The organism is Bacillus sp. AFS023182, assembly GCF_002560575.1.
Classification (GTDB): domain Bacteria; phylum Bacillota; class Bacilli; order Bacillales; family Bacillaceae_G; genus Bacillus_A; species Bacillus_A arachidis.
The window spans coordinates 84389-109752 of the sequence record NZ_NTRO01000035.1 but is presented as its reverse complement, the minus strand read 5'-3'; the positions used below and the strand labels follow the sequence as shown (position 1 = coordinate 109752).

22 protein-coding genes, 2 pseudogenes and 1 riboswitch are annotated in these 25364 nt (G+C 35.2%); of the genes and pseudogenes, 15 read left to right on the top strand and 9 right to left on the bottom strand.

The annotated features are described in order from the left end of the window. Nucleotides 1–243 precede the first annotated feature (243 nt). Nucleotides 244–522 carry a hypothetical protein gene (locus CN288_RS17960; protein ID WP_098302754.1) on the bottom strand — a complete coding sequence of 93 codons (279 nt, stop codon included), beginning with the start codon at nucleotides 520–522 and terminating at the stop codon, nucleotides 244–246. A 677-nt stretch (nucleotides 523–1199) separates the two neighbouring features. Here CN288_RS17960 and mmgD point away from each other — a divergent pair. The 7 genes from mmgD (at nucleotide 1200) to CN288_RS17925 (ending at nucleotide 10908) form a co-directional block, all read left to right on the top strand. Beyond that, complete coding sequence (gene mmgD, locus CN288_RS17955) at nucleotides 1200–2318, top strand: citrate synthase (protein ID WP_098302753.1); 1119 nt, start codon at nucleotides 1200–1202, stop codon at nucleotides 2316–2318. A gap of 98 nt (nucleotides 2319–2416) precedes the next feature. Continuing rightward, complete coding sequence (gene prpD / locus CN288_RS17950) at nucleotides 2417–3853, top strand: 2-methylcitrate dehydratase (protein ID WP_098302752.1); 1437 nt, start codon at nucleotides 2417–2419, stop codon at nucleotides 3851–3853. A 16-nt stretch (nucleotides 3854–3869) separates the two neighbouring features. Beyond that, nucleotides 3870–4778, top strand: coding sequence for a methylisocitrate lyase (gene prpB / locus CN288_RS17945; protein ID WP_026590775.1), 909 nt, complete (start codon nucleotides 3870–3872; stop codon nucleotides 4776–4778). Nucleotides 4779–4885: 107 nt separating this feature from the next. Continuing rightward, nucleotides 4886–6646: a sigma-54-dependent Fis family transcriptional regulator gene (locus tag CN288_RS17940; RefSeq protein ID WP_026590776.1), complete on the top strand. Its 1761-nt coding sequence runs from the start codon at nucleotides 4886–4888 to the stop codon at nucleotides 6644–6646. A gap of 140 nt (nucleotides 6647–6786) precedes the next feature. After that, nucleotides 6787–8496: an acyl-CoA dehydrogenase family protein gene (locus CN288_RS17935; RefSeq protein WP_090689223.1), complete on the top strand. Its 1710-nt coding sequence runs from the start codon at nucleotides 6787–6789 to the stop codon at nucleotides 8494–8496. Nucleotides 8497–8512: 16 nt separating this feature from the next. Next, nucleotides 8513–9403, top strand: coding sequence for an NAD(P)-dependent oxidoreductase (locus tag CN288_RS17930; protein WP_098302751.1), 891 nt, complete (start codon nucleotides 8513–8515; stop codon nucleotides 9401–9403). Nucleotides 9404–9447: 44 nt separating this feature from the next. Next, a complete protein-coding gene (locus CN288_RS17925; RefSeq protein WP_026590779.1) occupies nucleotides 9448–10908 on the top strand; it encodes a CoA-acylating methylmalonate-semialdehyde dehydrogenase in 1461 nt (486 codons plus the stop codon). An 80-nt stretch (nucleotides 10909–10988) separates the two neighbouring features. Here CN288_RS17925 and CN288_RS17920 read toward each other — a convergent pair whose 3' ends face one another. After that, nucleotides 10989–11621: a LysE family translocator gene (locus tag CN288_RS17920; RefSeq protein ID WP_098302750.1), complete on the bottom strand. Its 633-nt coding sequence runs from the start codon at nucleotides 11619–11621 to the stop codon at nucleotides 10989–10991. A gap of 200 nt (nucleotides 11622–11821) precedes the next feature. Then, nucleotides 11822–12874: an enoyl-CoA hydratase/isomerase family protein gene (locus tag CN288_RS17915; protein WP_026590781.1), complete on the bottom strand. Its 1053-nt coding sequence runs from the start codon at nucleotides 12872–12874 to the stop codon at nucleotides 11822–11824. Nucleotides 12875–13320: 446 nt separating this feature from the next. On the opposite strand from CN288_RS17915, the gene CN288_RS17910 reads away from it, so the two are divergent. From CN288_RS17910 to CN288_RS17895, 4 genes are all read left to right on the top strand, one after another. Further along, the gene (locus tag CN288_RS17910; RefSeq protein WP_026590782.1) at nucleotides 13321–13578 is read left to right on the top strand and encodes a hypothetical protein; all 258 of its coding nucleotides are present in this window, start codon (nucleotides 13321–13323) and stop codon (nucleotides 13576–13578) included. A 180-nt stretch (nucleotides 13579–13758) separates the two neighbouring features. Beyond that, nucleotides 13759–13998: a DUF2584 family protein gene (locus tag CN288_RS17905; protein WP_098302749.1), complete on the top strand. Its 240-nt coding sequence runs from the start codon at nucleotides 13759–13761 to the stop codon at nucleotides 13996–13998. A 21-nt stretch (nucleotides 13999–14019) separates the two neighbouring features. Next, on the top strand, nucleotides 14020–15177 hold the full coding sequence (locus CN288_RS17900) for an exonuclease SbcCD subunit D (RefSeq protein ID WP_026590784.1): 1158 nt from the start codon (nucleotides 14020–14022) through the stop codon (nucleotides 15175–15177). After that, entirely contained in the window at nucleotides 15174–18263 is a 3090-nt protein-coding gene (locus CN288_RS17895; RefSeq protein WP_098302748.1) for an AAA family ATPase, read from the top strand. The genes CN288_RS17900 and CN288_RS17895 overlap by 4 nt, the downstream gene beginning before the upstream one ends. A 59-nt stretch (nucleotides 18264–18322) precedes the next feature. On the opposite strand, the pseudogene CN288_RS17890 reads toward CN288_RS17895, so the two are convergent. The 3 genes and pseudogenes from CN288_RS17890 to CN288_RS30240 form a co-directional block, all read right to left on the bottom strand. Continuing rightward, nucleotides 18323–18676: pseudogene (locus CN288_RS17890) on the bottom strand (tyrosine-type recombinase/integrase); the annotation flags it as partial. Further along, entirely contained in the window at nucleotides 18677–19093 is a 417-nt protein-coding gene (locus CN288_RS17885) for a contact-dependent growth inhibition system immunity protein (RefSeq protein ID WP_098302747.1), read from the bottom strand. A 120-nt stretch (nucleotides 19094–19213) separates the two neighbouring features. After that, nucleotides 19214–19606, bottom strand: a complete 393-nt coding sequence (locus tag CN288_RS30240) for a polymorphic toxin type 28 domain-containing protein (protein WP_217994259.1) — start codon at nucleotides 19604–19606, stop codon at nucleotides 19214–19216. Here CN288_RS30240 and CN288_RS28370 point away from each other — a divergent pair. After that, a pseudogene (locus CN288_RS28370) lies at nucleotides 19571–19785 on the top strand (hypothetical protein); the annotation flags it as partial. The gene CN288_RS30240 and the pseudogene CN288_RS28370 overlap by 36 nt on opposite strands. A 196-nt stretch (nucleotides 19786–19981) precedes the next feature. On the opposite strand, the gene CN288_RS17870 reads toward CN288_RS28370, so the two are convergent. Next, a complete protein-coding gene (locus CN288_RS17870; RefSeq protein ID WP_026590786.1) occupies nucleotides 19982–20254 on the bottom strand; it encodes an HU family DNA-binding protein in 273 nt (90 codons plus the stop codon). Between the two features lie 237 nt (nucleotides 20255–20491). On the opposite strand from CN288_RS17870, the gene CN288_RS17865 reads away from it, so the two are divergent. Continuing rightward, nucleotides 20492–21256: a DUF3891 family protein gene (locus tag CN288_RS17865; protein ID WP_098302745.1), complete on the top strand. Its 765-nt coding sequence runs from the start codon at nucleotides 20492–20494 to the stop codon at nucleotides 21254–21256. Between the two features lie 40 nt (nucleotides 21257–21296). Continuing rightward, nucleotides 21297–22226: an MBL fold metallo-hydrolase gene (locus CN288_RS17860; RefSeq protein ID WP_098302744.1), complete on the top strand. Its 930-nt coding sequence runs from the start codon at nucleotides 21297–21299 to the stop codon at nucleotides 22224–22226. Nucleotides 22227–22316: 90 nt separating this feature from the next. Here CN288_RS17860 and CN288_RS17855 read toward each other — a convergent pair whose 3' ends face one another. Then, nucleotides 22317–23684, bottom strand: a complete 1368-nt coding sequence (locus tag CN288_RS17855) for an alanine/glycine:cation symporter family protein (RefSeq protein WP_098302743.1) — start codon at nucleotides 23682–23684, stop codon at nucleotides 22317–22319. A 106-nt stretch (nucleotides 23685–23790) separates the two neighbouring features. Continuing rightward, a riboswitch (glycine riboswitch) is annotated at nucleotides 23791–23913 on the bottom strand. Between the two features lie 270 nt (nucleotides 23914–24183). Then, entirely contained in the window at nucleotides 24184–24768 is a 585-nt protein-coding gene (locus tag CN288_RS17850) for a hypothetical protein (RefSeq protein ID WP_026590790.1), read from the bottom strand. 251 nt (nucleotides 24769–25019) lie between these two features. Between CN288_RS17850 and CN288_RS28885 the strand changes: the two genes are divergently transcribed. After that, a complete protein-coding gene (locus CN288_RS28885) occupies nucleotides 25020–25196 on the top strand; it encodes a hypothetical protein (protein WP_176527689.1) in 177 nt (58 codons plus the stop codon). Nucleotides 25197–25364: the final 168 nt, after the last annotated feature.

Below are 25364 nucleotides of genomic sequence, written 5' to 3'. Positions count from 1 at the left end.
GACACCACCAAGTAATGGAAACGGAAATAACCAAGGTGGAACGACACCACCGAGTGGCGGAAATGGTGACGGACAAGTGAGTACAAATCCACCGAGCACTGGAAATAGTCAAGGCGAGACAAGTGCAAATCAAAATGATGGTCAATAAATCGAATGCTCGTTAAAATTCATTTTGAATAAAAGTGTAATAAAAACCCCTAAGATACCGTATTAATTGGTAACTTAGGGGTTTTTACATGCTTTTTAAATATTAAAAGTGCTGTGAAAGTTTTGGAAATAAATAGATGGAAAATGATAAAAAATTTGCGGTCCAGCATATGAAGAAGTGACTGGATAAGTATGACCAAGGCTACTAGGAGGAGCTCCATGATACCAAAAAGAAGGTGTTTCAGCAGGTGGATATTGCTGCCAAACTGCAGGAAGTTCAATTCCGATATCAGAAGCTGCTGCATGAACGGGAGCTAGATGAACAGAAGGAGACACAGGAGCTGCAACAGTAATTCTTGAAGGAAATAGATACATAAAAGAATCACCCCTAAAGTGCGTGATACCACAGTATATTCTTTTAGTTGTTGTAAAGGTGCGTATTTAGGAACGATTAAGTGTAATAAGTAAGGCCTATGTTTTAGAATTAGGCACAAAGTCGTAAGACTAAATTAATCTATCACAGGTAGTGAATTTTTCATCGATAGGAATGCTATTTGGTATTTTCAAGATTTCGATTTAGTTGTATATCATTTGGAAATGGATGAAATTGAATTTAATGATGTAAAATAATAACTTTATTAAAAATAAAAAATTTTTATATCAAAATTATATTGTATTAATATCAGTATATAAAATATGTGTAGGCGAGTTGGTGATTGATACAACTCGCTTTTTTCTGTGTTTAAAAAAGATAATAGACATATGAAAATAAATGGTTTATTTTACTAGATTTATATAAGGGTTTATTTAAAATTAATATATTTCGGTTCAAAAGAAAAAAGAAATTTATGAAATCTTTTAGTGAAAAACCTCAACGTTATTCTTAAAAAACAGTTTTGTTACAGTAGGAAAAGTATAGGAAACTTATCATTATAAAATAAATTGAAATGTTCTAAAAACTCTGATACATTGAAATAGAAATGTAGTTTCACGATATTGTAAAGGCTTACAGTTATGTGCACGAAGATCTATTAGGATTGGAGGAAATGATAATGAAAGCTGAAGAAAAATTTTCCCCGGGATTAGATGGTATAGTCGCAGCGGAGACGAAAATTTCGTTTCTTGACACAGTCAAAGGTGAAATTGTTATTCAAGGATATGACTTAATTGAATTATCAAAGACAAAAGGGTATTTAGACATTGTGCACCTTCTACTAGAAGAACATCTACCAAATGAGGATGAAAAGAAGACGATTGAAAAGAAATTGAAGGAAGAATATGAAGTGCCAGAAGGTGTATTTAATGTTTTACAAGCATTGCCAAAAGAAACGCATCCGATGGATGGGTTACGTACAGGCGTATCTGCACTTGCTGGTTACGATAATGATATTGAAAATCGTTCGCTAGAAGTAAACAAAGCCCGTGGTTATAAACTGCTGAGCAAAGTGCCAAATATTGTTGCGAACAGTTATCATATTTTAAATAATGAAGAGCCAATTGAGCCACTTCAGGAGTTATCCTATAGTGCGAATTTCTTCTACATGTTAACTGGTAAAAAACCAACTGAGCTTGAAGAGAAAATCTTCGACCGCTCCCTTGTTTTATATAGTGAACATGAAATGCCGAACTCTACATTTACAGCACGCGTTATCGCATCTACACAATCGGATCTATACGGTGCTTTAACAGGTGCAGTTGCCTCTTTAAAAGGAAGCCTACATGGCGGAGCGAATGAAGCTGTTATGTATATGCTGTTAGAAGCAGGAAATGTTGAGAAATTTGAAGAGTTACTGCAAAAAAAGCTGCATAACAAAGAAAAAATCATGGGATTTGGACATCGCGTTTACATGAAGAAGATAGATCCAAGAGCTTTAATGATGAAAGAAGCTTTAAAACAGTTATGTGATGTAAAAGGCGATTATACATTATATGAAATGTGTGAAGCTGGAGAAAAGATTATGGAGAAAGAAAAAGGGATTTATCCGAATCTAGATTATTATGCAGCTCCAGTTTATTGGATGTTAGGTATTCCAATTCAACTATATACACCAATCTTTTTCAGTTCTAGAACAGTTGGCCTATGTGCGCATGTGATTGAGCAGCATACAAATAATCGCTTGTTCCGCCCACGTGTAAATTATATCGGCGAGCGACATGTGCTTAGCAAATAAAAACAACTGGGGAGTTGTTAAGGCCGCCCGCCAGGTGGGTGTTTGACCGACACCCATTCTTAATAATAACGAATTTTCGACAGAAAGGAAAGAATAGCGTGATTAAAACAAATGAAATTAAACAAAAAGATGCAATTTTAGAAGAGATTACGGATTATGTATTAAACAAAGAGGTGACGAGTTCAGAAGCATTCAGTACTGCACGCTATGTGTTACTTGATACGCTTGGGTGTGGAATTTTAGCATTACAATATCCAGAGTGTACGAAATTACTAGGGCCAGTCGTACCAGGAACAGTTGTGCCAAATGGTACACGTGTACCAGGAACTTCATTTGTACTCGATCCAGTAAAAGGCGCTTTTAATATTGGATGTATGATTCGTTGGCTAGACTACAACGATACATGGCTTGCAGCAGAATGGGGACATCCATCAGATAACCTAGGTGGCATTTTAGCTGTTGCAGATTATATAAGCCGTGTACGTATTTCTGAAGGAAAAGAACCATTAAAAGTAAGAGATGTACTTGAAATGATGATTAAAGCACATGAAATTCAAGGTGTACTCGCGCTAGAGAATAGTTTAAACCGCGTTGGTCTTGACCATGTACTGTACGTAAAAGTAGCAACAACAGCAGTTGTTACAAAAATGCTTGGTGGTACACGTGAAGAAATCTTCAACGCATTGTCTCATGCTTGGATTGATAATTCTAGTCTTCGTACATACCGTCATGCTCCAAATACAGGTTCTCGTAAATCTTGGGCAGCTGGAGATGCAACAAGCCGTGGTGTTCATCTTGCACTTACTGCATTAAAAGGTGAGATGGGTTACCCAACAGCATTATCTGCGCCAGGATGGGGATTCCAAGATGTATTATTTAATAAACAAGAACTAAAATTAGCAAGACCTTTAGATTCTTATGTAATGGAAAATGTATTGTTTAAAGTATCATACCCAGCAGAATTCCATGCTCAAACGGCTGCAGAGTGCGCAGTAAAATTACATCCAGAAGTGAAAGAACGATTAGAAGAAATTGATCGTATTACAATTACGACACATGAATCAGCAGTTCGTATTATCGATAAAGAAGGTCCGTTAAATAATCCAGCTGACCGCGATCATTGCTTACAATACATTACTGCAATTGGTTTATTAAAAGGTGATATCGTTGCGGATGACTATGAAGATGAAGCAGCTTTTGATTCTCGTGTAGATGAATTAAGAAATAAGATGGTTGTTGTTGAAAATAAACAATACAGTTTAGATTACCTTGATCCGAACAAGCGCTCAATCGCCAACGCTGTTCAAGTTCATTTTAAAGATGGCACAGTAACAGAAAACGTAGAGTGTGAATATCCATTAGGTCATCGTTTCCGTAGAGATGAAGCAATTCCAAAAGTTGTTCAAAAGTTCTCTGCAAATATGGCTGTACATTATTCAAGTAAACAACAAGAAAAAATTCATGAAGCGTGTCTGAATGAAGAAAAATTAGAAAATATGAATGTAAATGAATTCGTAGATCTTTTCTTAATATAAAATAGGGGGAATATGAATGGCTTGGGTTGTAAATAAACAGTCGACACAAGAAGAGCTTGCTAATCGATTCCGAGCTTTAGTAGAAGCACCTGAAATTTTACAAATCCCTGGTGCGCATGATGCGATGGCCGCTCTTGTTGCGAAAAATACTGGATTTTCAGCTCTTTATTTATCAGGAGCTGCTTATACAGCAAGCAAGGGTTTACCGGATTTAGGTATTGTAACGTCTACTGAAGTAGCTGAAAGAGCAAGAGATCTTGTTAGAGCAACTGATTTGCCGCTTCTTGTTGATATTGATACAGGATTTGGTGGCGTGTTAAATGTAGCGCGAACTGCTGTAGAAATGGTAGAAGCAAATGTAGCTGCTGTTCAAATTGAAGATCAACAATTACCAAAGAAATGTGGACATTTAAACGGGAAAAAACTTGTTTCCACTGAAGAATTGGTGCAAAAGATTAAAGCGATTAAAGAAGTAGCGCCAACACTTGTTATTGTGGCACGTACAGATGCTCGCGGCGTAGAAGGATTGGATGCAGCAATCGAAAGAGCGATTGCTTATGTAGAAGCAGGCGCAGATGCTATTTTCCCAGAAGCGCTTCAATCTGAAGAGGAATTCCGCTTATTTAACAGCAAAGTAAATGTTCCTTTACTTGCAAACATGACTGAATTTGGAAAAACGCCATATTATAGTGCAGAAGAATTTGCAAATATGGGCTTCCAAATGGTCATTTATCCAGTTACATCACTTCGTGTTGCTGCAAAAGCATATGAGCGTGTATTTACGCTTATTAAAGAAACAGGCTCACAAAAAGAAGGACTATCTAACATGCAAACGAGAAGTGAATTGTATGAGACAATTTCGTATCATGATTTTGAGGAATTAGATAACGGTATTGCTAAAACAGTTTTATCTGAGGATCAATAAAACAAAAAAGGCGATGATGATTACATCTTTGGCAAAAACAACTGCTTGATGTGGAGACTCATCGCCTTTTCCTATTTCCTAATTGCTTGCAAAAGAGGTGGAAACATATGAACTTTATAGAAGATTACTCTGTAGGAAGATGGCTCAATAAAGATTGTCAATTTGTGAAAATGAGTAATACGATTGCAGAGGCAATCGATCTACTTGTCGCATCAAAAACTGATGAACTGCCTGTACTAGAGGGGAAAAGAATGGTTGGTATAGCGAAATTAGTAGACTGTGTTCAGTGGATGAAGGAAGAAAATGATGTGAGTACTTCAGTTCATATGATTATAGATGATTCCTTCCATAAGGGAACGAGAAAAAAACAAATGGAAGGGGTTCAGCACCTGCCATTTTATGTGATAAATGAAAAAAATGGAATGTTAGAAGGGGTTATAGATCAAAGAGAGATTTTTGCTTTTCAGAAATTTATAAAAGAGAAATTAGAAGATGCAGAGCGTGTAATTGAATGGTTACGGCTCTCATTTGATACGGCATATGAAGGTATAGCGATTGTAGATGAAAACGGCGTTATTCAAATGTTTAATGATACGTATAGCCGGTTCGTTGGCGTAACGAAAGACGAAGCAATTGGACAGTGTGCTGAAAATATTATTGAGAATACACGCCTTCCAGTTGTATTAAAAACAGGAGTACCAGAAAGAAATCAAGTACATCGTTTGCAAGGGCAAAACCTAGTTGTACACCGGATGCCAATTTGGAAGAACGGACGAGTAATCGGTGCTGTAGGCATGCTTATTCATGAAGGAATTTCAGATATTTATAAAATACTAGAGAGATTTGATCAAAAAGATCGTGCTGTCAAACCGTCATTTTCTAAACCGAAGAAGAAGCAAATTCGATTCGAAGATATTCTTGGAGAAAGTCAGACGATTTCTGAAACGAAAAAAATGGCTCGAAAAGCAGCGCAGTCTAAGGCCTCCGTATTAATTACTGGTGAAAGTGGTGTTGGTAAAGAGCAATTTGCGCGTGCTATACATGATGCAGGTATAACCCAAAACGGTCCATTTATCAGTGTAAACTGTGCTGCTATTCCTGATAATTTACTAGAGTCTGAATTGTTTGGCTATGCGGAAGGTGCATTTACAGGTGCGAAAAAGAATGGAAAGGCAGGGAAGTTTGAACTTGCGAATCATGGAACGTTATTTTTAGATGAGATTGGTGACATGTCTTTATTAACGCAGGTAAAAATATTACGTGTTTTACAGGAAAGAGAAATAGAAAAAATAGGTGGCACACATCCAATTCCTGTTGATTTTAGGCTAATTGCAGCGACAAATAAAGATTTAAAACAAATGGTGAGAGAGGGTACATTTAGAGAGGACTTATACCATCGTCTTCATGTTATTCCGATCCATATTCCGCCGCTCCGCTTTCGAAAACAAGATATCCCGCTTATTGTTGAAGAACATTTACAAAAATTATGTCACATGTATGGAACTGAAGAAAAAACAATTGATAAAGAAGTATTGCGCCTAATGTTCCATTACAATTGGCCAGGTAATGTTAGGGAACTGATCAATGTGTTAGAAAGATTATTTGCACTATCGGATGATACGCATATACGAGCTAAAGATTTGCCAGAAGAATTCTATTATCGGGATATGGAGCAGAAAAAATTAGTACCTATGATTCAGTCTTTACCAGCAAAACAAGAAGCGATGAAAGTGGTACGTGAAGAGGAAGAACGAGGGCTAATTGAACGCGTTTTAAAAGAAGCAAAAGGAAATAAGTCAAAAGCAGCAGCATTATTAGGAATTTCTAGGGCGACCTTATATAACAAATTGTCACGATTCAAAATCTAAACAACTTGTTATAAATGATGTAAAACTGTCTAGACAGTTTTACGTTTTCTTTTCATTTTGCCCATGTTCTATCAAGTTTTTAGTTTGGCATAGATTTTGCATATAAATAAAATGAAGACCGAAATGATAGGGGGATACAGATGGAGAAAACAAAGTTGCAATGGGACGAATTTTTTTCGCTGAATAAGGAGCTTAATACTTCCTTTTTTACACCTGAGGATTTTTCAGGTGATGAAGATTTGATTGCAAAAACAACAGAACAATTTGTTAAACAGGAAATTGTTCCTGAAATTGAAAATATCGAGCAACACAATTATCAAGTTTCTCGCAGATTGTTTGAAAAGGCTGGCGAACTTGGATTGTTAAGTATAGAAGTTCCAGAAGAATATGGAGGATTCGAATTAGGAAAGGCAGTTTCTGGGCTGGTAGCAGAGAAGATGGGATATGCAGGGGCTTTTAGCGTTTCCTTTAATATTCATGCTGGAGTAGGAACGTTGCCATATATATACTATGGAACAAAAGAGCAAAAGGAAAAATACTTACCAAAAATCGCATCGGGAGAATGGGTTGGTGCGTATGCGCTAACAGAGCCAAACGCTGGATCTGATGCGTTAAGTGCAAAAACAAGTGCTGTCTTAAATGAAGAGGGAACGGCATGGAAATTAAACGGTGAAAAGCAGTGGATTACTAATGCTCATATGGCTGATGTATATGTTGTTTTTGCGAAGACAAATAAAGGAATGACAGCATTTATTGTCGAAAGAACATGTGAAGGTGTTTCGATTGGCCTAGAAGAAAAGAAGATGGGGATTAAAGGATCTTCAACTGCGACACTCATTTTAGAGGATGTTGTAATTCCAGTAGAAAATGTATTAGGAGAAGTTGGAAAGGGACACCACGTAGCTCTTAATATTCTCAATTTCGCTAGATTGAAACTTGCTTTCGGAAATATTGGAACAGCGAAGCAAGCAATTGGCCTATCTGTTCAATACGGAAAAGAAAGAAAACAGTTTCAGACAGAGTTAGTTGATTTTACGATGATCCAAGAGAAAATTGCGAATATGATTATTGCTACATACGGTGCAGAGAGCGCGGCTTACCGAACAGCAGGTGTAATTGATGAAGCGATTCATGAGAATGATGAAAGCATTATGCAGAAAATGTCTCAATTTGCAATGGAATGCGCAATCAACAAAGTAAATGCTTCAGAAACGCTTGGGAATATTGTGGATGAAGCAGTACAAATTCACGGTGGTTACGGTTATATGCAAGAATATGAAGTAGAACGATTATATCGTGATGCTAGAATTAGCCGTATATTTGAAGGAACGAATGAAATTAATCGTTTAACAGTTGCAAAAATGCTAATGAAACAAACAAAGCAACTAGGAGATCAAGTAGATGAAGGTACGTTTGAGAATGTAGAACGAAATCATCGTTATATTTTATTATCAAAACAATTATTGAAACAATCTTTGAAAACGCTATCTAAAACTCCTGAAATAAAAATTGAACAAGAGCAAGAATATTCACGCGTATTAGCAGACATGTTGAAAGATGTATATGTAATGGAGTCAGCATTTTTACGTACGAAGAAAGCGGTAAGTAAAAATGGTGAAGAAAAAGAACGTACAAAACAGCTTGTAACAGATGTTCTTTGTGAAGAAGGGTATCGCAAAGTAGAATCAGCAGCAATAGTTCTTCTTTCTGCAGCAGTGCAAGAAGAGCAGAATAGAAACGCTATTCTAGATGAAATTGGTCAACTGTCAGTGCCTCTATATACGAACGTATTTACGAAAAAGAGAGAAATCGCAAAAGCGATTATAAATCGTGGGAAATATATTGTTTAAATAGGAGGAGAGTAGTATGAAAAAGATTGGTTTTATTGGTTTAGGTAATATGGGCCTTCCGATGTCTAAAAATTTAGTTAAATCAAATTATACGGTATATGGCGTTGATTTAAATAAAGATGCTGAAGCTTTTTTTGAGAAAGAAGGAGGAATCATTGGCTTATCAATTGCAAAATTGGCAGAAACATGTGATTTGATTTTTACAAGTTTACCATCACCGCGAGCTGTTGAAGCTGTTTATTTCGGCGAAGAAGGATTAATCGAAAATAGTCATTCGAATATTGTGCTAGTTGATACAAGTACAGTAGCACCGCAACTAAATAAAAGATTGGCAGATGCTGCGAATGATAAAAAAGTAGATTTCTTAGCAGCGCCGGTTAGTGGTGGAGTGATTGGAGCGGAAAATCGCACATTAACTTTTATGGTCGGTGGATCAAAAGAAGTATATGAAAAAGGGTTATCGGTGATGGAAGTATTAGGAGCAAATATTTTTCATGTGAGTGAACAAATTGACAGTGGCACAACTGTAAAATTGATTAATAACTTACTAATCGGTTTTTACACAGCGGGCGTTAGTGAAGCTTTGACATTAGCGAAGAAAAATAATATGGATTTAGATAAAATGTTTGATATCTTAAATGTTAGCTATGGACAAAGTAGAATTTATGAACGTAATTATAAAAGCTTTATTGCACCAGAGAACTATGAGCCAGGATTCACTGTGAATTTACTAAAGAAAGATTTAGGATTTGCGGTTGATTTAGCGAAAGAAAGTGAACTTCACTTACCTGTAAGCGAAATGCTTCTGAATTTGTATGATGAAGCTGATAAAGCGGGATATGGTGAAAAAGACATGGCTGCTTTATATCAGAAGGTAAGTGAGCAATTAATCTCTAGTGATAAATAGTAATGGATCCTAGAAAATATAAAAAATAAAAAGGAGCGAATACAATGATTACAACAGAAATTAAACGAGTGAAAAATCATATTAATGGTGAATGGGTAGAATCTACTGGTACAGAGGTTGAAGCTGTTCCGAATCCTGCAACTGGAAAAATAATTGCGTATGTTCCGCTTTCACCAAAAGAAGATGTAGATCGAGCTGTTGAAGCTGCAAAAGTTGCTTACGAAACATGGTCAAAAGTGCCGGTTCCAAATCGTTCAAGACAGCTATATAAATATTTACAGCTTTTACAAGAAAACAAAGAAGAGCTTGCAAAAATTATTACATTAGAAAATGGTAAAACATTAAAAGATGCAACTGGTGAGGTGCAGCGTGGTATTGAAGCTGTAGAACTTGCAACATCAACACCAAATTTAATGATGGGTCAAGCACTTCCGAATATTGCAGGGGGAATTGATGGTTCAATTTGGCGCTATCCAATTGGAGTTGTTGCAGGTATTACACCGTTTAACTTCCCGATGATGATTCCATTATGGATGTTCCCATTAGCAATTGCTTGTGGTAATACATTTGTATTAAAAACATCGGAAAGAACGCCACTTTTAGCTGAGAGACTTGTAGAATTATTCTACGAAGCAGGCTTTCCAAAAGGGGTTTTAAACTTAGTACAGGGTGGGAAAGATGTTGTAAATAGCATTTTAGAGAATAAAGATATTCAAGCTGTTTCATTTGTTGGATCAGAGCCAGTTGCACGTTATGTATACGAAACAGGAACAAAATATGGAAAACGAGTACAAGCACTTGCAGGAGCGAAAAATCATGCGATTGTTATGCCAGATTGCAACCTTGAAAAAACGGTACAAGGTGTGATTGGTTCAGCGTTCGCGAGCAGTGGAGAACGCTGCATGGCATGCTCGGTTGTAGCAGTTGTGGATGAAATTGCTGATGAATTCATTGATGTTCTTGTGTCAGAAACACGTAAACTAAAAGTTGGTGATGGTTTCCACGAAGAGAATTATGTAGGGCCATTAATTCGCGAATCTCATAAAGAGCGTGTACTAGGCTATATTAATAGCGGTGTAGCAGATGGAGCTACTTTACTAGTAGATGGTCGTAAAATTAATGAAGAAGCCGGCGAAGGATATTTTGTTGGAGCGACAATCTTTGATGGCGTAAATCAAGATATGAAAATTTGGCAAGATGAAATCTTTGCTCCAGTATTAAGTATTGTGAGAGTAAAAGATTTGGAAGAAGGAATTAAACTGACAAACCAATCAAAATTTGCAAATGGTGCGGTTATTTATACATCAAGTGGCAAACATGCACAAACATTCCGTGATAATATCGATGCAGGAATGATTGGCGTAAATGTTAATGTTCCAGCTCCGATGGCATTCTTCGCATTTGCGGGAAATAAAGCGTCCTTCTATGGTGATCTTGGAACAAATGGAACAGATGGTGTACAATTTTATACACGTAAAAAAGTTGTGACAGAACGCTGGTTTTAATAGTTGAATAAAATACACATGTACATTGTTACTTGTACAAAAAATACACCACTCGTTAGAAAGTGGTGTATTTTTAATTGTTAACTATTCTTTTCGAAAGCTAACTTGATACCAAATCCAATTAAGACAATGCCAGTAATTCCTTGGATATATCTTTGGGTAGCTGTTTTTTTCATAAAAACACTAATTTTATCAATTAAGAAGATATAAAAGGCAAACCATATTACGGTTAAAACAAGATAGGTAAGACCCATGATTAGAAATTGAACGAGTGTATTATAGTCAGGACTTAAAAATTGCGGTAAAAAAGTTAAAAAGAATACAGCGATTTTTGGATTTAAAAGATTGGTTAGAAACCCTTGGCGAAAACAGGAACTGTTTTCATCGGCATGTTTCATAGGTAGTTCATTCGTAGCTATGCTGTTTTTGTCTTTTAAAGATAACAGTGCTTTAATACCTAAATAGACGAGATAAATAGCACCGACATATTTAAAAATAGAAAATAAGAAAGCCGATTTAACAATAATAGCGGAAAGTCCAATTACAGCAGCTAACGTATGAATTAAAAGAGCGATACATGTACCGAAAACTGTTTTTACTCCTCCCATTTTTCCTGAAGTAAGGGTGTTTTTCGTAGCCATTGCGGTGTCAGGCCCCGGTAAAATAATAAGACAAATTGACATAATAATAAAAAGAAGATAGTTCGCCACCATCACTCCACCTTTCTGTTTGTATGTTTTGAAAATTCAATCAAAATAAGTGTAACACAATTAAAGTTGTATGTTAAATAAAAATTAATTATGTTAAAGCGTATTTAATAAATTTATTCAAAGAGGTGTAAAATGTGGGAAATATAAATATCGGAAAAGGCTAGATGGAACAGCAAATGAGCTGTTTTCACCTAGCCTTTTACTTATGCATTGAGAAGATTAAAGAATCGATTTACATCTTCATCTGAGACATCACTTAATTGTTTATATTTATATTGTGGGTTTTGATCTTTGTCTACTACGACGGAGCGTACTCCTTCAAAGAAATCTTCGTGTCTCATGAAATTTTTAGCGAGCACGAGGTCTGTCGCAAAGCATTCTTCTACCGATTTTCCCTTGCCATCAATAAGTTGTTTTAATGTTACTTTTAATGAAAATGGAGATTTTGATAGTAATGTTTCTTTCGTTTTTAAAGTAAAGGTATTGCTAGCATTTTCTAATGAATGGACGATTTCTTCAATTGTTTGGAATGAAAAATGTGTATTAATTCCTTCTAATAAAGAAGCCAGTTCACTTTCTATATTAGGGGTGGTTGCAAATTTATGAATGATTTCTTTTAAAGTAGTATGTACATCTTGCTGGTTCCAGTTAACATTTTCAAGTTCTGTAAGGAGAGCAGGTAATGAATCAGATGTCATATAATAATCAGCAGCATTTATATATAATACATCAGCAGCTTTTAAAACAGATGCTGTTAACGCGACATAACGACCAGTTTGTCCAGGTGCTTTATTTAAGAAGTAAGCAGCTCCAACATCTGGGAAGAAACCAATATTCATCTCAGGCATTGCCCATTTTGTACGTTCTGTCACAATTCTATGTGTAGCACCATTCGTAAGGCCGACACCACCGCCCATTACAATTCCATCTAAACAAGCGACAATTGGTTTTGGGTAATGATATATATAAGTATCTATTTCATATTCTTCTTCAAAGAACTGTTCGGCATGTTGTAATGCAACTTCATTTGAACGTGCTTCATATAATGTTTTAATATCGCCGCCAGCACAAAATCCTTTTGTACCAGCCCCTTTTAAGACGATAATGGCAATGTGGTCATCTTTCTCCCATTCTTTGAGCTTTTGTCCAATTGGTTTTAACATGTCATAAGATATAGAGTTAAGTGCTTTTGGACGGTTTAAAGTAATCGTTGCAACACCGTTTTCACTAATAGAAAATAAAACATTTTCGGTCATTTCGAATCCTCCTCTTATATATCTTCTCATTCTTATTTCTCGATACAAGCTAAAATGTCCTTTATAATTTATCTAAAATGCAAGTAGTGTGCCAATTTTGGTATCTTTAATTAAGAAGAAGTAGTAGCGATAAAGTGTCTAACTGTCTAAACAAATGGGCATTAAGACAGTGAACTAGATACTTTTAGAATGGTGCATATTTTGACGAGTTATATTTGCAGGATTTCAACATACGAAAATGAATAGTACAACATCAGTTGTTTCCAATGTAAATGATATTGTTTGCAACTTGATAATGAAGGGAATATTATATTTACCATGTTTAATTTAAATGAACATAAGTAATTAGGGATAGCAACTTCCTTTTGTTGTATTCAGCGAATGGTCTTACTTTTAAGAAAGAGGGAGTTTGTATATAATAGGGAGTAGGGAAAGGGGAGATCGGAATGCCAGGGCCTTTACTAGTATCGGTTATTATTTTGTCTTCTCTCATGTTAGGAATTACACAGTATTTTCATCGCACAGATACGACAGAAGAAATTAAAGATAAAGTACGTCTCGTATTTCCCGTTTTTATAATCTCTATTTCACTCTGTTTTGTGTTAAATAGAGATGGGTATATCGTGGCCTTATTTTCATTTTTTATAGCGATTATATTAATCACTATATTGTACTATATAATGAAAGATTATTTACAAAAATAAGAATGCCTGAAAGGGCATTTTTATTTTTGTAAAAAAATAATTTCACATACTGTATTATAGTGAGAAATACATAAAACATTAAAAAAGCAAAATAAATTCTACATCATGTATTCACTTGTCAATCGTGAATAGCCGCTATACTATTAAAGTATAGAGAACAAGAAAAGGGGCTGTACTTATATGAAATTTGAGATGCATACAAAGGTTATTTCAAATGAAAAAGAAATGAGATTACATATAGAAGAAAATATATTTCAATTAACTTTAGATGGTTATCATTTATTTGCTTTGGATGAAATGTTACCTTTATATAAATCTGATCAAGAAAAAATCGGTAGTGCAATTGTTCAAAAGATAGAGTGGGAAAATGAAAAGACAACACTGAACTATCAACTTGTTTCATTACAATCAGTAAATTAAAAGAGAGAAAGGAAGGGAAAGATGAAGTTATTTCATACAGCGGATTGGCATTTAGGAAAACTTGTTCACGGTGTATATATGACCGAAGATCAACAAATTGTTTTAGAGCAGTTCGTTCAAGCTGTGGAAGAAGAAAAACCAGATGCCGTAATTATTGCAGGTGATTTATACGACCGAGCAATTCCTCCGACAGAAGCAGTAGACTTATTAAATGATGTATTACAAAAAATAGTGATTGATTTACAAACGCCAGTAATTGCAGTAGCAGGGAATCATGATAGTCCAGATCGTATCCATTTTGGCAGTAGTTTAATGAAGAAACAAGGATTGCATATTGTGGGACAATTCCGATTCCCTTATGAACCAGTTGTTTTAAAGGATGCGTATGGAGAGGTACATTTTCATTTAGTTCCGTATGCTGATCCAAGTATTGTAAGACACGTTATGAAAAATGAAGATATTCGTTCACATGATGATGCGATGCGTATTTTTATGAATGAACTTTCGGAAACAATGGATCAAGAAGCAAGACACGTATTTGTAGGACATGCATTTGTTACTTCTTCAGGTGAAGCAGAAGACAACACGAGTGATGCAGAGCGGCCGCTTTCTATTGGTGGTGCTGAATACGTAAATAGCCACTATTTTGACAAGTTTCATTACACGGCGCTTGGTCATTTACATCAAGCGCATTTTGTCCGTAATGAAACAATTCGCTATTCAGGTTCACCCCTTGCATATTCCATTTCTGAAGAGCGTCATAAGAAAGGATATTACATTGTTGAATTAGATGAAACAGGACAAACAACAATAGAGAAACGCTTATTTACCCCTCGTCGCCAAATGCGAACAGTAGAAGCGAAAATAGATGATTTATTAAAACATCCGACCAGCGAAGATTATGTTTTCGTTAAACTATTAGATGAAAATCCTGTATTGCAACCGATGGAGAAAATTCGTTCTGTATATCCAAATGCAATGCATGTTGAACGTTCTATACAAAGGCGGGAACTTACAGAATCAAATGAAATGACCGTATCTAGACATAAAACAGATGATTTATCTCTTTTAAAAGCCTTTTATAAAGAAATGAAGGGCTCAAATTTATCAGAAGAGAAAGAGCGTCTTTTCTTAGAAGTATTACAAACAGTGCAGGAACGGGAAGGTGAACGAGGATGAGACCACTTCAGCTTATTATGACAGCGTTTGGTCCATATAAACAGCGAGAAGTTATCGATTTTAGTGATCTTGGTGATCATCGTATTTTTGCCATTTCAGGAAATACGGGTGCGGGAAAAACGACGATATTTGATGCGATTTGTTATGTGTTATATGGAGAAGCGAGCGGAGAAGAACGCAGTGATACAAGTATGCTTCGCAGCCAATTTGCTGATGACAATGTATATACGAGTGTAGAATTAACCTTTCAATTGAAAGGTAAACAATATGAAATTAAAAGGCAGCTTGGTCATAAAAAACAAGGGAATAAAACAATTACTGGGCATGCTGTTGAATTATTTGAAGTAATAGATGATGAGAAGGCTCCATGTGTAGACCGTTTTCATGTAACAGACGTGAACAAAAAGGTCGAGGAGCTAATCGGACTAAGCAAACATCAATTTAGTCAAATTGTCATGCTTCCGCAAGGGGAGTTCCGAAAACTATTAACATCTGAAACGGAAAATAAAGAAGAGATATTACGCCGTATTTTTAAAACAGATCGTTATAAATTAATGCGTGAACTATTAGATCAAAAGCGGAAACAGTGGAAGGACATTTTGCAAGAAAAACAAAAAGAAAGAGAACTATACTTCCGAAATGTTTTTAAGTTACCAGTTCGAGACGGTTCGGTATTAGAGACACTAGTGCAGCAAGAACATGTCAATACGCACCAAGTAGTTGAAGCGCTTGAACAAGAAACAAGTTGTTATGAAGCGGAAGTTGAACAATTACAAATGCAACAAGTAGCACAAACGCAACAATTAAAAGTTGTAGAAGATCGTTTTCATGCAGCGAAATCTGTTAACGAAAAATTAAAAGATTTACAGATGAAACAAGAACAACAAACAAACTTACAAGAAAATCGTGCGCAAATAGAAATAGAGGAGCAACGATTTAAACGTGCAGAACAAGCAAAACGATTATTACCATTTGAACAATGGTATGAAGAAGCGATGCAAACCGAACAAAATACGGAACGATTGCTGAAACAAATATCTGTAAAGAAAGAACAAACAGTTAAGGCGTTTGAACTGGCTCATGCAAAATATGAAGAGTTAAAAGGGAAGGAATCTGCACGTGAAGAAGGTAAGAAGAACGTACAAAGATTGGAAGAATTACAGCCAATCATTGCTTCATTAGCAGAGAAAAAATCAAAATTACAAAAGGCAGAACTTCAGAGTGAGAAATTGAAAGCTGGTCTTTATAAGTTTGAGAAGCAACTAGAAGAGCAAAATTCTCAAAAACAGCAAATAGCTGGAGAACTGCAACAGTTAGAAGTAGCACTTGAGCAGTATGTAGAAAAAGTGGAAGAACTAACAAATATGCGAGAAGATGCAAAAGTCTTAAAGCAAGCATATGACGTTTGGCAAGAAAAACAAAAATATGAACAAGAAAAAGATACTGCCTATCAAAGGCTGGAATTAGCAGTTAAAGCCTATGAAGATATGGAAAGTCGCTGGTTAAACGAACAAGCTGGGGTATTAGCACTTCATCTTTATGAAGGAGAATCTTGCCCAGTATGTGGTAGCACGGCTCACCCAAAGAAAGCTACAGAGCAAGGAGATTCCATTGATGAAAAACAGTTAAATGAGCTGCGAGAAAATAGGAATGCTGCCGAAAAATTGCACATTCAATTAGAAGAAAAATGGAATTTCTATCGCCTACAATATGAACAAGTGATAGAAGAAGTCGCGAAGCGTGGATATCGCTCAGAAGAATTAGTTGAAACCTATCGTGCATTGGTGCAACAAGGAAAACAACTAGCAGCTGATGTAAACTCATTAAAAGAAAGTGAAGAAAAGCGCAAACAACTAGCACAAAGTCTGAAAAAGTTTGAAGAAAAATTAGAAGAATTACAGAAACAAAAGCGTGAAGTTGAAGTGATGCAGCACGGTACTGAGATGGAGTGTATGCAACTTCGTACTTTCTATGAACATGATCAGCAGAAAATTCCTGAGGACTTACAAACATTAGAAGCGTGGAAGCAGCAATTTGATCAAGCTGCAAGCACACTCCGTTTTATGGAAGAGGAATGGAAAAAAGTTCAAGAAGCGTATCAACATTGGCAAAATGAAAATATACGTGTGCAAGCTGAGCATGATGGGGTTGTAAAACAAGTGAACAGTGCAAAAGAGAAGAGAGAAGAGACTTTTGTACGATTTACGAAAGAGCTTGAAAAAGGTGAATTTATCGATCAACAAGGTTATAAAGCAGCGAAATTAACAGATGTAGAAATGAAACATCTGCAAGATCGAATTCAAAAATACTATTCATCACTTGAAGTATTAGCGAAACAAATTGAAGAATTAGCAAATGAATTAGAGGGAAAAGAATGGGTGGATATTACAGTTCTAGAAGAACAAATGAAGGAACTAGAAATTCAGCTCGATATTACAAAAGAAAAACGCCAACGTACTCAAAGTGCAGTTGCATATATTTCTGATCTATATGAAAACATTAAACGAATCGACGAACAAATTCATGAAGAGGAAAAAGCTTTTCAAGAGCTTGTTGATTTATATGAGGTTATGAAAGGGGATAATGAAAGCCGTATTTCTTTTGAACGTTACATTTTAATTGAGTATCTAGAACAAATTGTTCAAATTGCTAACGAAAGACTTCGTAAACTATCAAATGGACAATTCTATTTAAAACGGAGTGAACGAGTTGAAAAAAGAAATCGTCAAAGTGGACTAGGATTAGATGTATACGATGCATACACTGGCCAAACACGTGACGTAAAAACATTGTCTGGTGGAGAGAAATTTAACGCATCACTTTGTCTAGCACTTGGTATGGCAGATGTCATTCAATCTTATGAAGGCGGCATTTCTATTGAAACAATGTTCATCGATGAAGGGTTTGGCTCACTAGATGAAGAGTCATTAACAAAAGCAGTCGATGCATTGATTGATTTACAAAAATCAGGACGATTTATCGGTGTTATTTCGCACGTACAAGAGTTGAAGAATGCAATGCCGGCAGTACTTGAAGTAACAAAACAGAAGGATGGTTGTAGTCAGACTAGGTTTGTGGTGAAGTAATACCTTGAACCCTTCTAATTTACCCAGCATTTTGAACGTTATTTTAGTCCCAAGTCACACTAGCGGTCACACTTTTCGAATACTTCGTCGAGCTTTTCAGCTACAGAACGTTGCATATCAGGAAGTACGTGACTGTACGTATTTAATGTCGTACCTATATCAGCGTGACCTAGTCGTTCTGAAATTAATTTTACATTAACGTTTTGTTGTATCAACAACGTAGCGTGAGTATGTCGTAAATCATGAAATCGTATTCTAGGTAGCCCAAGTTTTTCAGTTACATTGTAGAACAATCTCCGTATGCTACGAGAATCTAACGGTTTCTCATATTTGGAAGTAAGTACTAAGTCTAAGTCGGTGTATTTATCACCGGCTTTTTCTTTTTCATATTCGACGAAATTACGGTGAGTTTTTTATCCTAACTCTGTTAAACTCTTATTAAACTTTTCTATAATATTTTGATATTCTTCTTTTTCAAACTCATCATCCCATGTATGTTTACTAATTTCTAATTGGGTATACGGTAAAAGTGATTCTAAACAATTTCTTTTATCATTAATTGCTTCTGGCGCTAACTCTGATAATATTTCTAGTAACTGACCATCATACATAACTCCAGCTGATGGGTCCTCTCTTATAAAAATACAAGCTTGTTCTATAGCTAATTTTAATAAAATATTTTGTCTTAACATTGTGTAAACATCATCTAATGATAATTCTTGAATCGTTTTATTTAAAAGCTTTTTATACCAGTTATCAAATTTTGAATTGATTTCAAAAGAAGCTTCTATATTATATATTTCTTTTAACAATGACTTTTTAACATCCACTATTCGATACCTCCATATGATTTGAATAATTCTTCAATTTTATTTTTGTTTGCTTTCTTCAATCCTTGCTTTAATCTCTCCCTTGTATCAGGTGATAAGCTAGGATTTTTTAATGAATTTTCAAGAGCTCTTTGAATCTTTTTCAGTCTTATATGAATCAGTTATCTCTTGAAGATGATTCCAATAGCCACCACTTGCTTTAGGAACAGGATTTCCTTGTAAATCTCTCAAAGTGCCACTAAAATCCATTTCAGTTAAATGGTCATTAACAATATTATCCAAAGTTTTTAGATTTTTCTTTTGTGCTCTAGTTAAACTAGAAGCTGCATCATCAACTGTATTGCCTCCCGTACCTTCTCCATTATCTGCCCTCCAAAGAAAGTCTTTTATCGAAGGTCTCCCTGAGCCCGCACATTCAAAAACAAACTCATTATGATTACGATTAAATAAAGACGCATCGTATTCAAAGCCTTTTGTATAGCGGTTTCCGTATACGATGCATACACTGGCCAAACACGTGACGTAAAAATATTGTCTGGTTTAACGCATCACTTTGTCTAGCATTTGGTATGGCAGATGTCATCCAATCTTATGAAGGTGGCATTTCTATTGAAACAATGTTCATCGATGAAGGGTCTGGCTCACTAGATGAAGAGTCATTAACAAAAGCAGTCGATGCATTGATTGATTTATAAAAATCAGGACGATTTATCGGTGTTATTTCGTACGTACAAGTATGGAGGAATCTTTATAGACTAGAAATAAAAATAGAGTATAAAAGATTCATTTCAAATTAGGGATGTTTAGTGTTTAGGTTTTTTGAGGAGAAATTTACCGATTAAAAGATAATAATAGACCAGCCTATTAAAGGACTGGTCTATTATTGTTTCATTTTACAGCTTCCTTTAATTCTTTCCCTGCTTTAAATGCCGGTACTTTTCCAGCTGCGATTTGGATTTCTTCACCCGTTTGAGGATTGCGACCTGTACGTGCAGCTCTCTCGCGTACCTCAAATGTTCCAAAACCAATAAGTTGTACTTTGTCACCAGTTTGTAAAGCATTCGTAATTGTATCAAATACAGATTGAACAGCTACTGAAGCTTCCTTTTGTGAAATATCGGCAGTTTGAGCTACATTTTTAATTAATTCAGTTTTGTTCATTTTTTCACCCCATATTATTTTTTGTCTAGGTCTATTTCGATGATGAGTAAAAGAATGTAGAAAGATTTGTGAAAAGTAAAAGTTGCTTGGATTACACTGTTATCTTAATTTCGGTGAAAGAGGCAGAATCCCTGCAAGATATGAGTGAATTTATATTAATTGTTCCTTAAAATAGGCGAATTCATATAGATTATAATAAATCAGATATATAAAATAGAAGAGAGGGGGAATTCAATTATGATTATTCGTACAAAGTTAGACGAAATCATATTAATTCGGCAGCATGAACATGGATTTTTGGCGGGAGAATTTGCAAGAAATTTTAGAAAAGATGCATTTGAAGATAAGACATATTTAAAAGAGTGTATTAATGCGATTTATGAACATGATAGAGGGTGGATCGGCTTAGATAAAACACCATTTTGGAATGATGCTAAAAATACACCTTATACGTTTATGGATTGTCCGAGTTCGCTAAGGTTTGTTTTTTATACATTAGGGCTAAATGAGATTGAAAATACAAATCCGTACGGTGCTATACTATGTAGTAAGCATTTTATATCATTCCCTCTTAACCAAGACGATCAGGAAATGATAGAGTTTTATAAACAGGAATTGGATCGTCAAAAGAAATTTTTGAAAACGCTAACAAAAAAACAACATGCTATGTTTGATAAGCATTATAAACTTTTGAAGTTTTGTGATGAGTTATCTTTATATGCTTGTATGAATGAACCTGGTGTAACGAAAAAAGAAGAAATTGATTTATTTAAAGAAGGATTTGAAGGAACTGAAATTTTTAACACTATTACAAATAAACCGTTAACAGCTGAATGGATAGATAAAGAAAAGATACGAATTACACCGTTTCCCTTTGAATCAGAATTTAAGGCACATGTAAGATATAAATCTATACAAAAAAATATAATAAAGGAAATTGGTATTGTTAAAGCGGATAAAGAAGCAAAACCTAAGAAACTAGAATTATATTTTGTGAGATAAGCATGTAGTTATATAAAAATAAGGAAAAGAGGGGAAAGAAATGTACAATGAATGCAGTAGCGAGCATTTTATGGTTGAGAAATTAGAAGATGGTATTTACGCGGCAATCGCAAAAGAAGGAGGAGGTTCCTTAGCAAATGCTGGTTTTATTGATATGGGGGATCAAGCTATTATTTTTGATACATTTAATACACAACAAGCTGCAGCGGATTTAAAAAAGATAGCAGAAGAAATAACTGGCCAACCTATATCATGGGTTATTAATAGTCATTGGCACGGAGACCATATTCGTGGGAATCAGGTTTTTGAAAATTGTACTATCATATCTAGTCATACAACATACGAGAAAATGGCAAAAATTCATCCTCCTAGAATTGATAAACAGAAACAAGACATAGAAGGTTTACATATATATTTACAATCCCTACAAGATCAATTCACTCAAACAAATGATGTAGGCTTACGAAAACAGATTTCATTCTTAAATCAGTTAGCCATTTCATTACCTACACTACAACTTGTATTACCCCAATGTTCTTTCCAAAATGAATTTACTATATACGGTTCGAAAAGAACTGCAAAATTGATTACGTTAGGCGGAGGGCATTCCGTTTGTGATACGATTCTTTACTTATCTAAAGAAAAAATTTGTTTTATGGGAGATTTATTATTTGTGAAGTCACATCCTACCTTTTTTGAAGAATCTAATCTTCAAGAATGGAAGCGTATGTTAGAATTGATTGAGGAATTTGAAATTAATAAGGTAGTACCAGGACATGGCCCTGTAGGTGTAAAAACAGACTTGAGAAAAGTAATAGAGTATATTGAAGAATTAACGTTATTAGTCAGCGAGAATGCAAATATTGATGAGGTCAAATGTCCGAGTGCTTATATAAATTGGTATGCGCCTGAGGTTTTTACATCAAACTTAAAGTATTTGAAAAAATTAATGACATCACCAATTATGTGAAAAATAGTACTGTATAAGAAATTATATAAGAGTGATATAAGTAAAGGGTACTCCATTTTTATATGGGGTACCCTTTGTTTCTAAGTTTTATTAACTTACAATTTTTTCATTTGATGCTTTGAGCTTTTCGGCTTGTAAAAATCGATTTGTTTCTGCTACCACAACACCACTTAATCCAATTAGACCAACTAAGTTTGGAATAGCCATAAGTCCATTTGCAATATCAGCGAATGTCCACACGATTCCGAGTTTTAAGTTGGCACCAATTGCAATCATTACAATGAAGATGACTTTATAGTATTGTACAGCACCTTGTCCGAATAAATAGGCTACACATTTTTCACCATAATAAGACCATCCTAAAATAGTGGAGTAGGCGAATAAAATGATTGTAATACCAAGAATCATGCTACCAGCATTGCCAAATACAGATTGGAAAGCAAGTGTTGTCGCTTCAACACCAGTTTTTCCGGATTTCCAGGCACCCGTTGTAATCAATACTAAACCAGTAATTGTACAAACAATAAATGTATCAAGAAAAGTTCCTGTCATTGACACAAGCGCTTGTTTAGCAGGTGAATCTGTTTTTGCAGCAGCTGCAGCAATTGGCGCACTTCCTAAACCTGCTTCATTGGCAAACACTCCGCGTGCCATCCCGATTTGAATAGCGGAAGCAACCGTAGCCCCGATAAAACCACCAGCAGCTGCAGTGCCTTGAAATGCACCAGAAAAAATAAGTGAAAATGCTTCTGGAACTTGATCAAAGTGATAAAAAACGATTATAAGACCTGAAATGACATAAAAGAAAGCTTTAAGTGGAACGAAAAATCCAGTGACTTTCCCGATTTTTTTCACGCCACCTAAAATAACAATCGCAATTAAGAAAGCCATTAATATACCAGTTAAAGCAGGAGGAAATGAAAAGTTTATTCTCATAGCTTCTGCAACAGAATTCGATTGGACCATATTTCCGATTCCAAAAGAAGCGGTTGTTCCGAAAATAGCAAATAAAATAGCTAGCCATTTTTTCCCTAAACCACGTTCTAAGTAATACATCGGACCGCCGGAATATTCACCGTTTTCATTATTTACACGATATTTTACCGCGAGGATCGCTTCTGCATATTTCGTGGCCATACCGAACAATGCAGTAATCCACATCCAAAATATTGCCCCAGGTCCACCAATTGTAACAGCAGTTGCGACCCCGGCTATATTTCCCATCCCGATGGTCGCGGCCATCGCTGTCATGAGCGCTTGGAAATGACTAATATCCCCTAAAGAAGATGTATCTTCTGATTTTCGAAATGCTAGTTTGTGAGCGTATAGTAGTTTGCTAAACTGTAACCCTTTTAGACGCACTGTGAGAATGATTCCAGTTCCGACTAGAAGGAATAAGGTCGGTAATCCCCATACGTAGTGATTGATTTGTTCTAATACTTTACTTACTGTCTCCATCTTTATTCTCCTTTTAGAAAAAATAAAAAACCACTTCACATAAATGAAATGGTCTCTGGAGAAACAAGGAATAGAAAAATAAACCGATGTAAATCGGCGTTTTCTTTCTCTTGTCTCTGTCCTTTTACCTGAGAGATTATCCGCTAATACAAGCGGATTTGCTCCTTCGGTGCTCTGTTTCCTCCGCACTATATGATAGGCGAGAGGGAGTCTCTCCAGAGATTCGTCCCCATGCAGTTCTACTTGTAAACCAAGACCTGAGAGTTTCAAAGCTGAGTCGTCAACTTTTTGCCCCGTCGGTAGATCAATTGATCTTCTCCTGAATGGTTCATCCGAATTATGTGATTAAAACTTAAACATATTGTTATGAAATGATTTTTACATAATCAATAAACAACATTATAGGTTCCGTATAAATGAATTGCAATCATTTTTTATTGGAAAATAATTTTAAACAAAAATTTTATTTCTCAAAATGGAAGGGAATGGTGTAGTTAATTTATTTTTTTGTTATCCCTAATTTACCTTCTACTTCCGCTAATGTAGATAAAGCTATGACAATATTTTGATCAGCAAGACCTAAAGATTGCGTAGCATTTTCTAGACTATCTTTTAAAGGTTTCTCATTGTTTAAGCCTTGCGTAACAGATAATGCAGCATTTTCCATACAATTTGAAGCTGCTGTAAACGCAGTTTTAAAATGCTCTATTTTCTGCTTTATTGCAGGATCTTTTATTTTCTCTTCAACTTTAAAGATCTCCGTTTTTTTAGAGATCTCGTTGAACTGGTTTGCTATACTATTCATTTTATCTAGTAAATCAGCTGTATTTATGTTACCTGGATTTGAATTTAGTTCAGTCCATGTCGGTAACCAATCATGCTCCACGATATTATCATAGTTTGTAGTAAGTAAATCAATTGGGGATTTTAATTCTTGTTGATAGATTTTTTTATCGACAGGTTCTTTAACAGTTTGAATTTTTTTCTCCTTCGTGTAGTTCGAAAAAATAATGACCCCAATGCTGGCAATTATCAGTGTGCTAAAAAGACAAAGGCACCATTTTTTATAGAACGATTTTTTCATTTGGTATTTCCTCCTAATATGAAAAACATAAGCTGTATTAATCTATAATAACAAGTTACATAGGTAGAAGTTGTTGTATTTTGTCGAAAAAAGGAAGGGACTGGAGAAATAAATAATAATGGGATTATACAGTAAGAATAAAATATTAAATGATATTACTTTTAATAACATATAAGGATGAGGTTTTCGATGGAGAAAAAGAGATGGGAAATATACTCTAATATAATTATGGTATTAGTTTTAGGGGGCTATTGGCGCTAATATTCATGACGAAAGAATCAAAGATTGAAGATTTTCCAGTTCCTATGTCAGCTATTCATATTGAAGATGACAATCAAGCAGATTATCAATATATAAGTCTAATGCCTATTTCAAACGCGAAGGGGTGGGAGAACCTTGGAGAAGATGGGCATACTGTAGTATTTTAAAAAGGAGATAGGAAAGGTTGAATCAGTTACTGAGAATGTGAGTTTCATTATCAATATACTCCTTTTATTGAGTTATTTAGTAAATATATTATAAGCATACCATGGTAAGGTTCCTTTTTGTTTTTATTCCGAATATTTTGTTTTATAATTAATTTGTATATAACACTT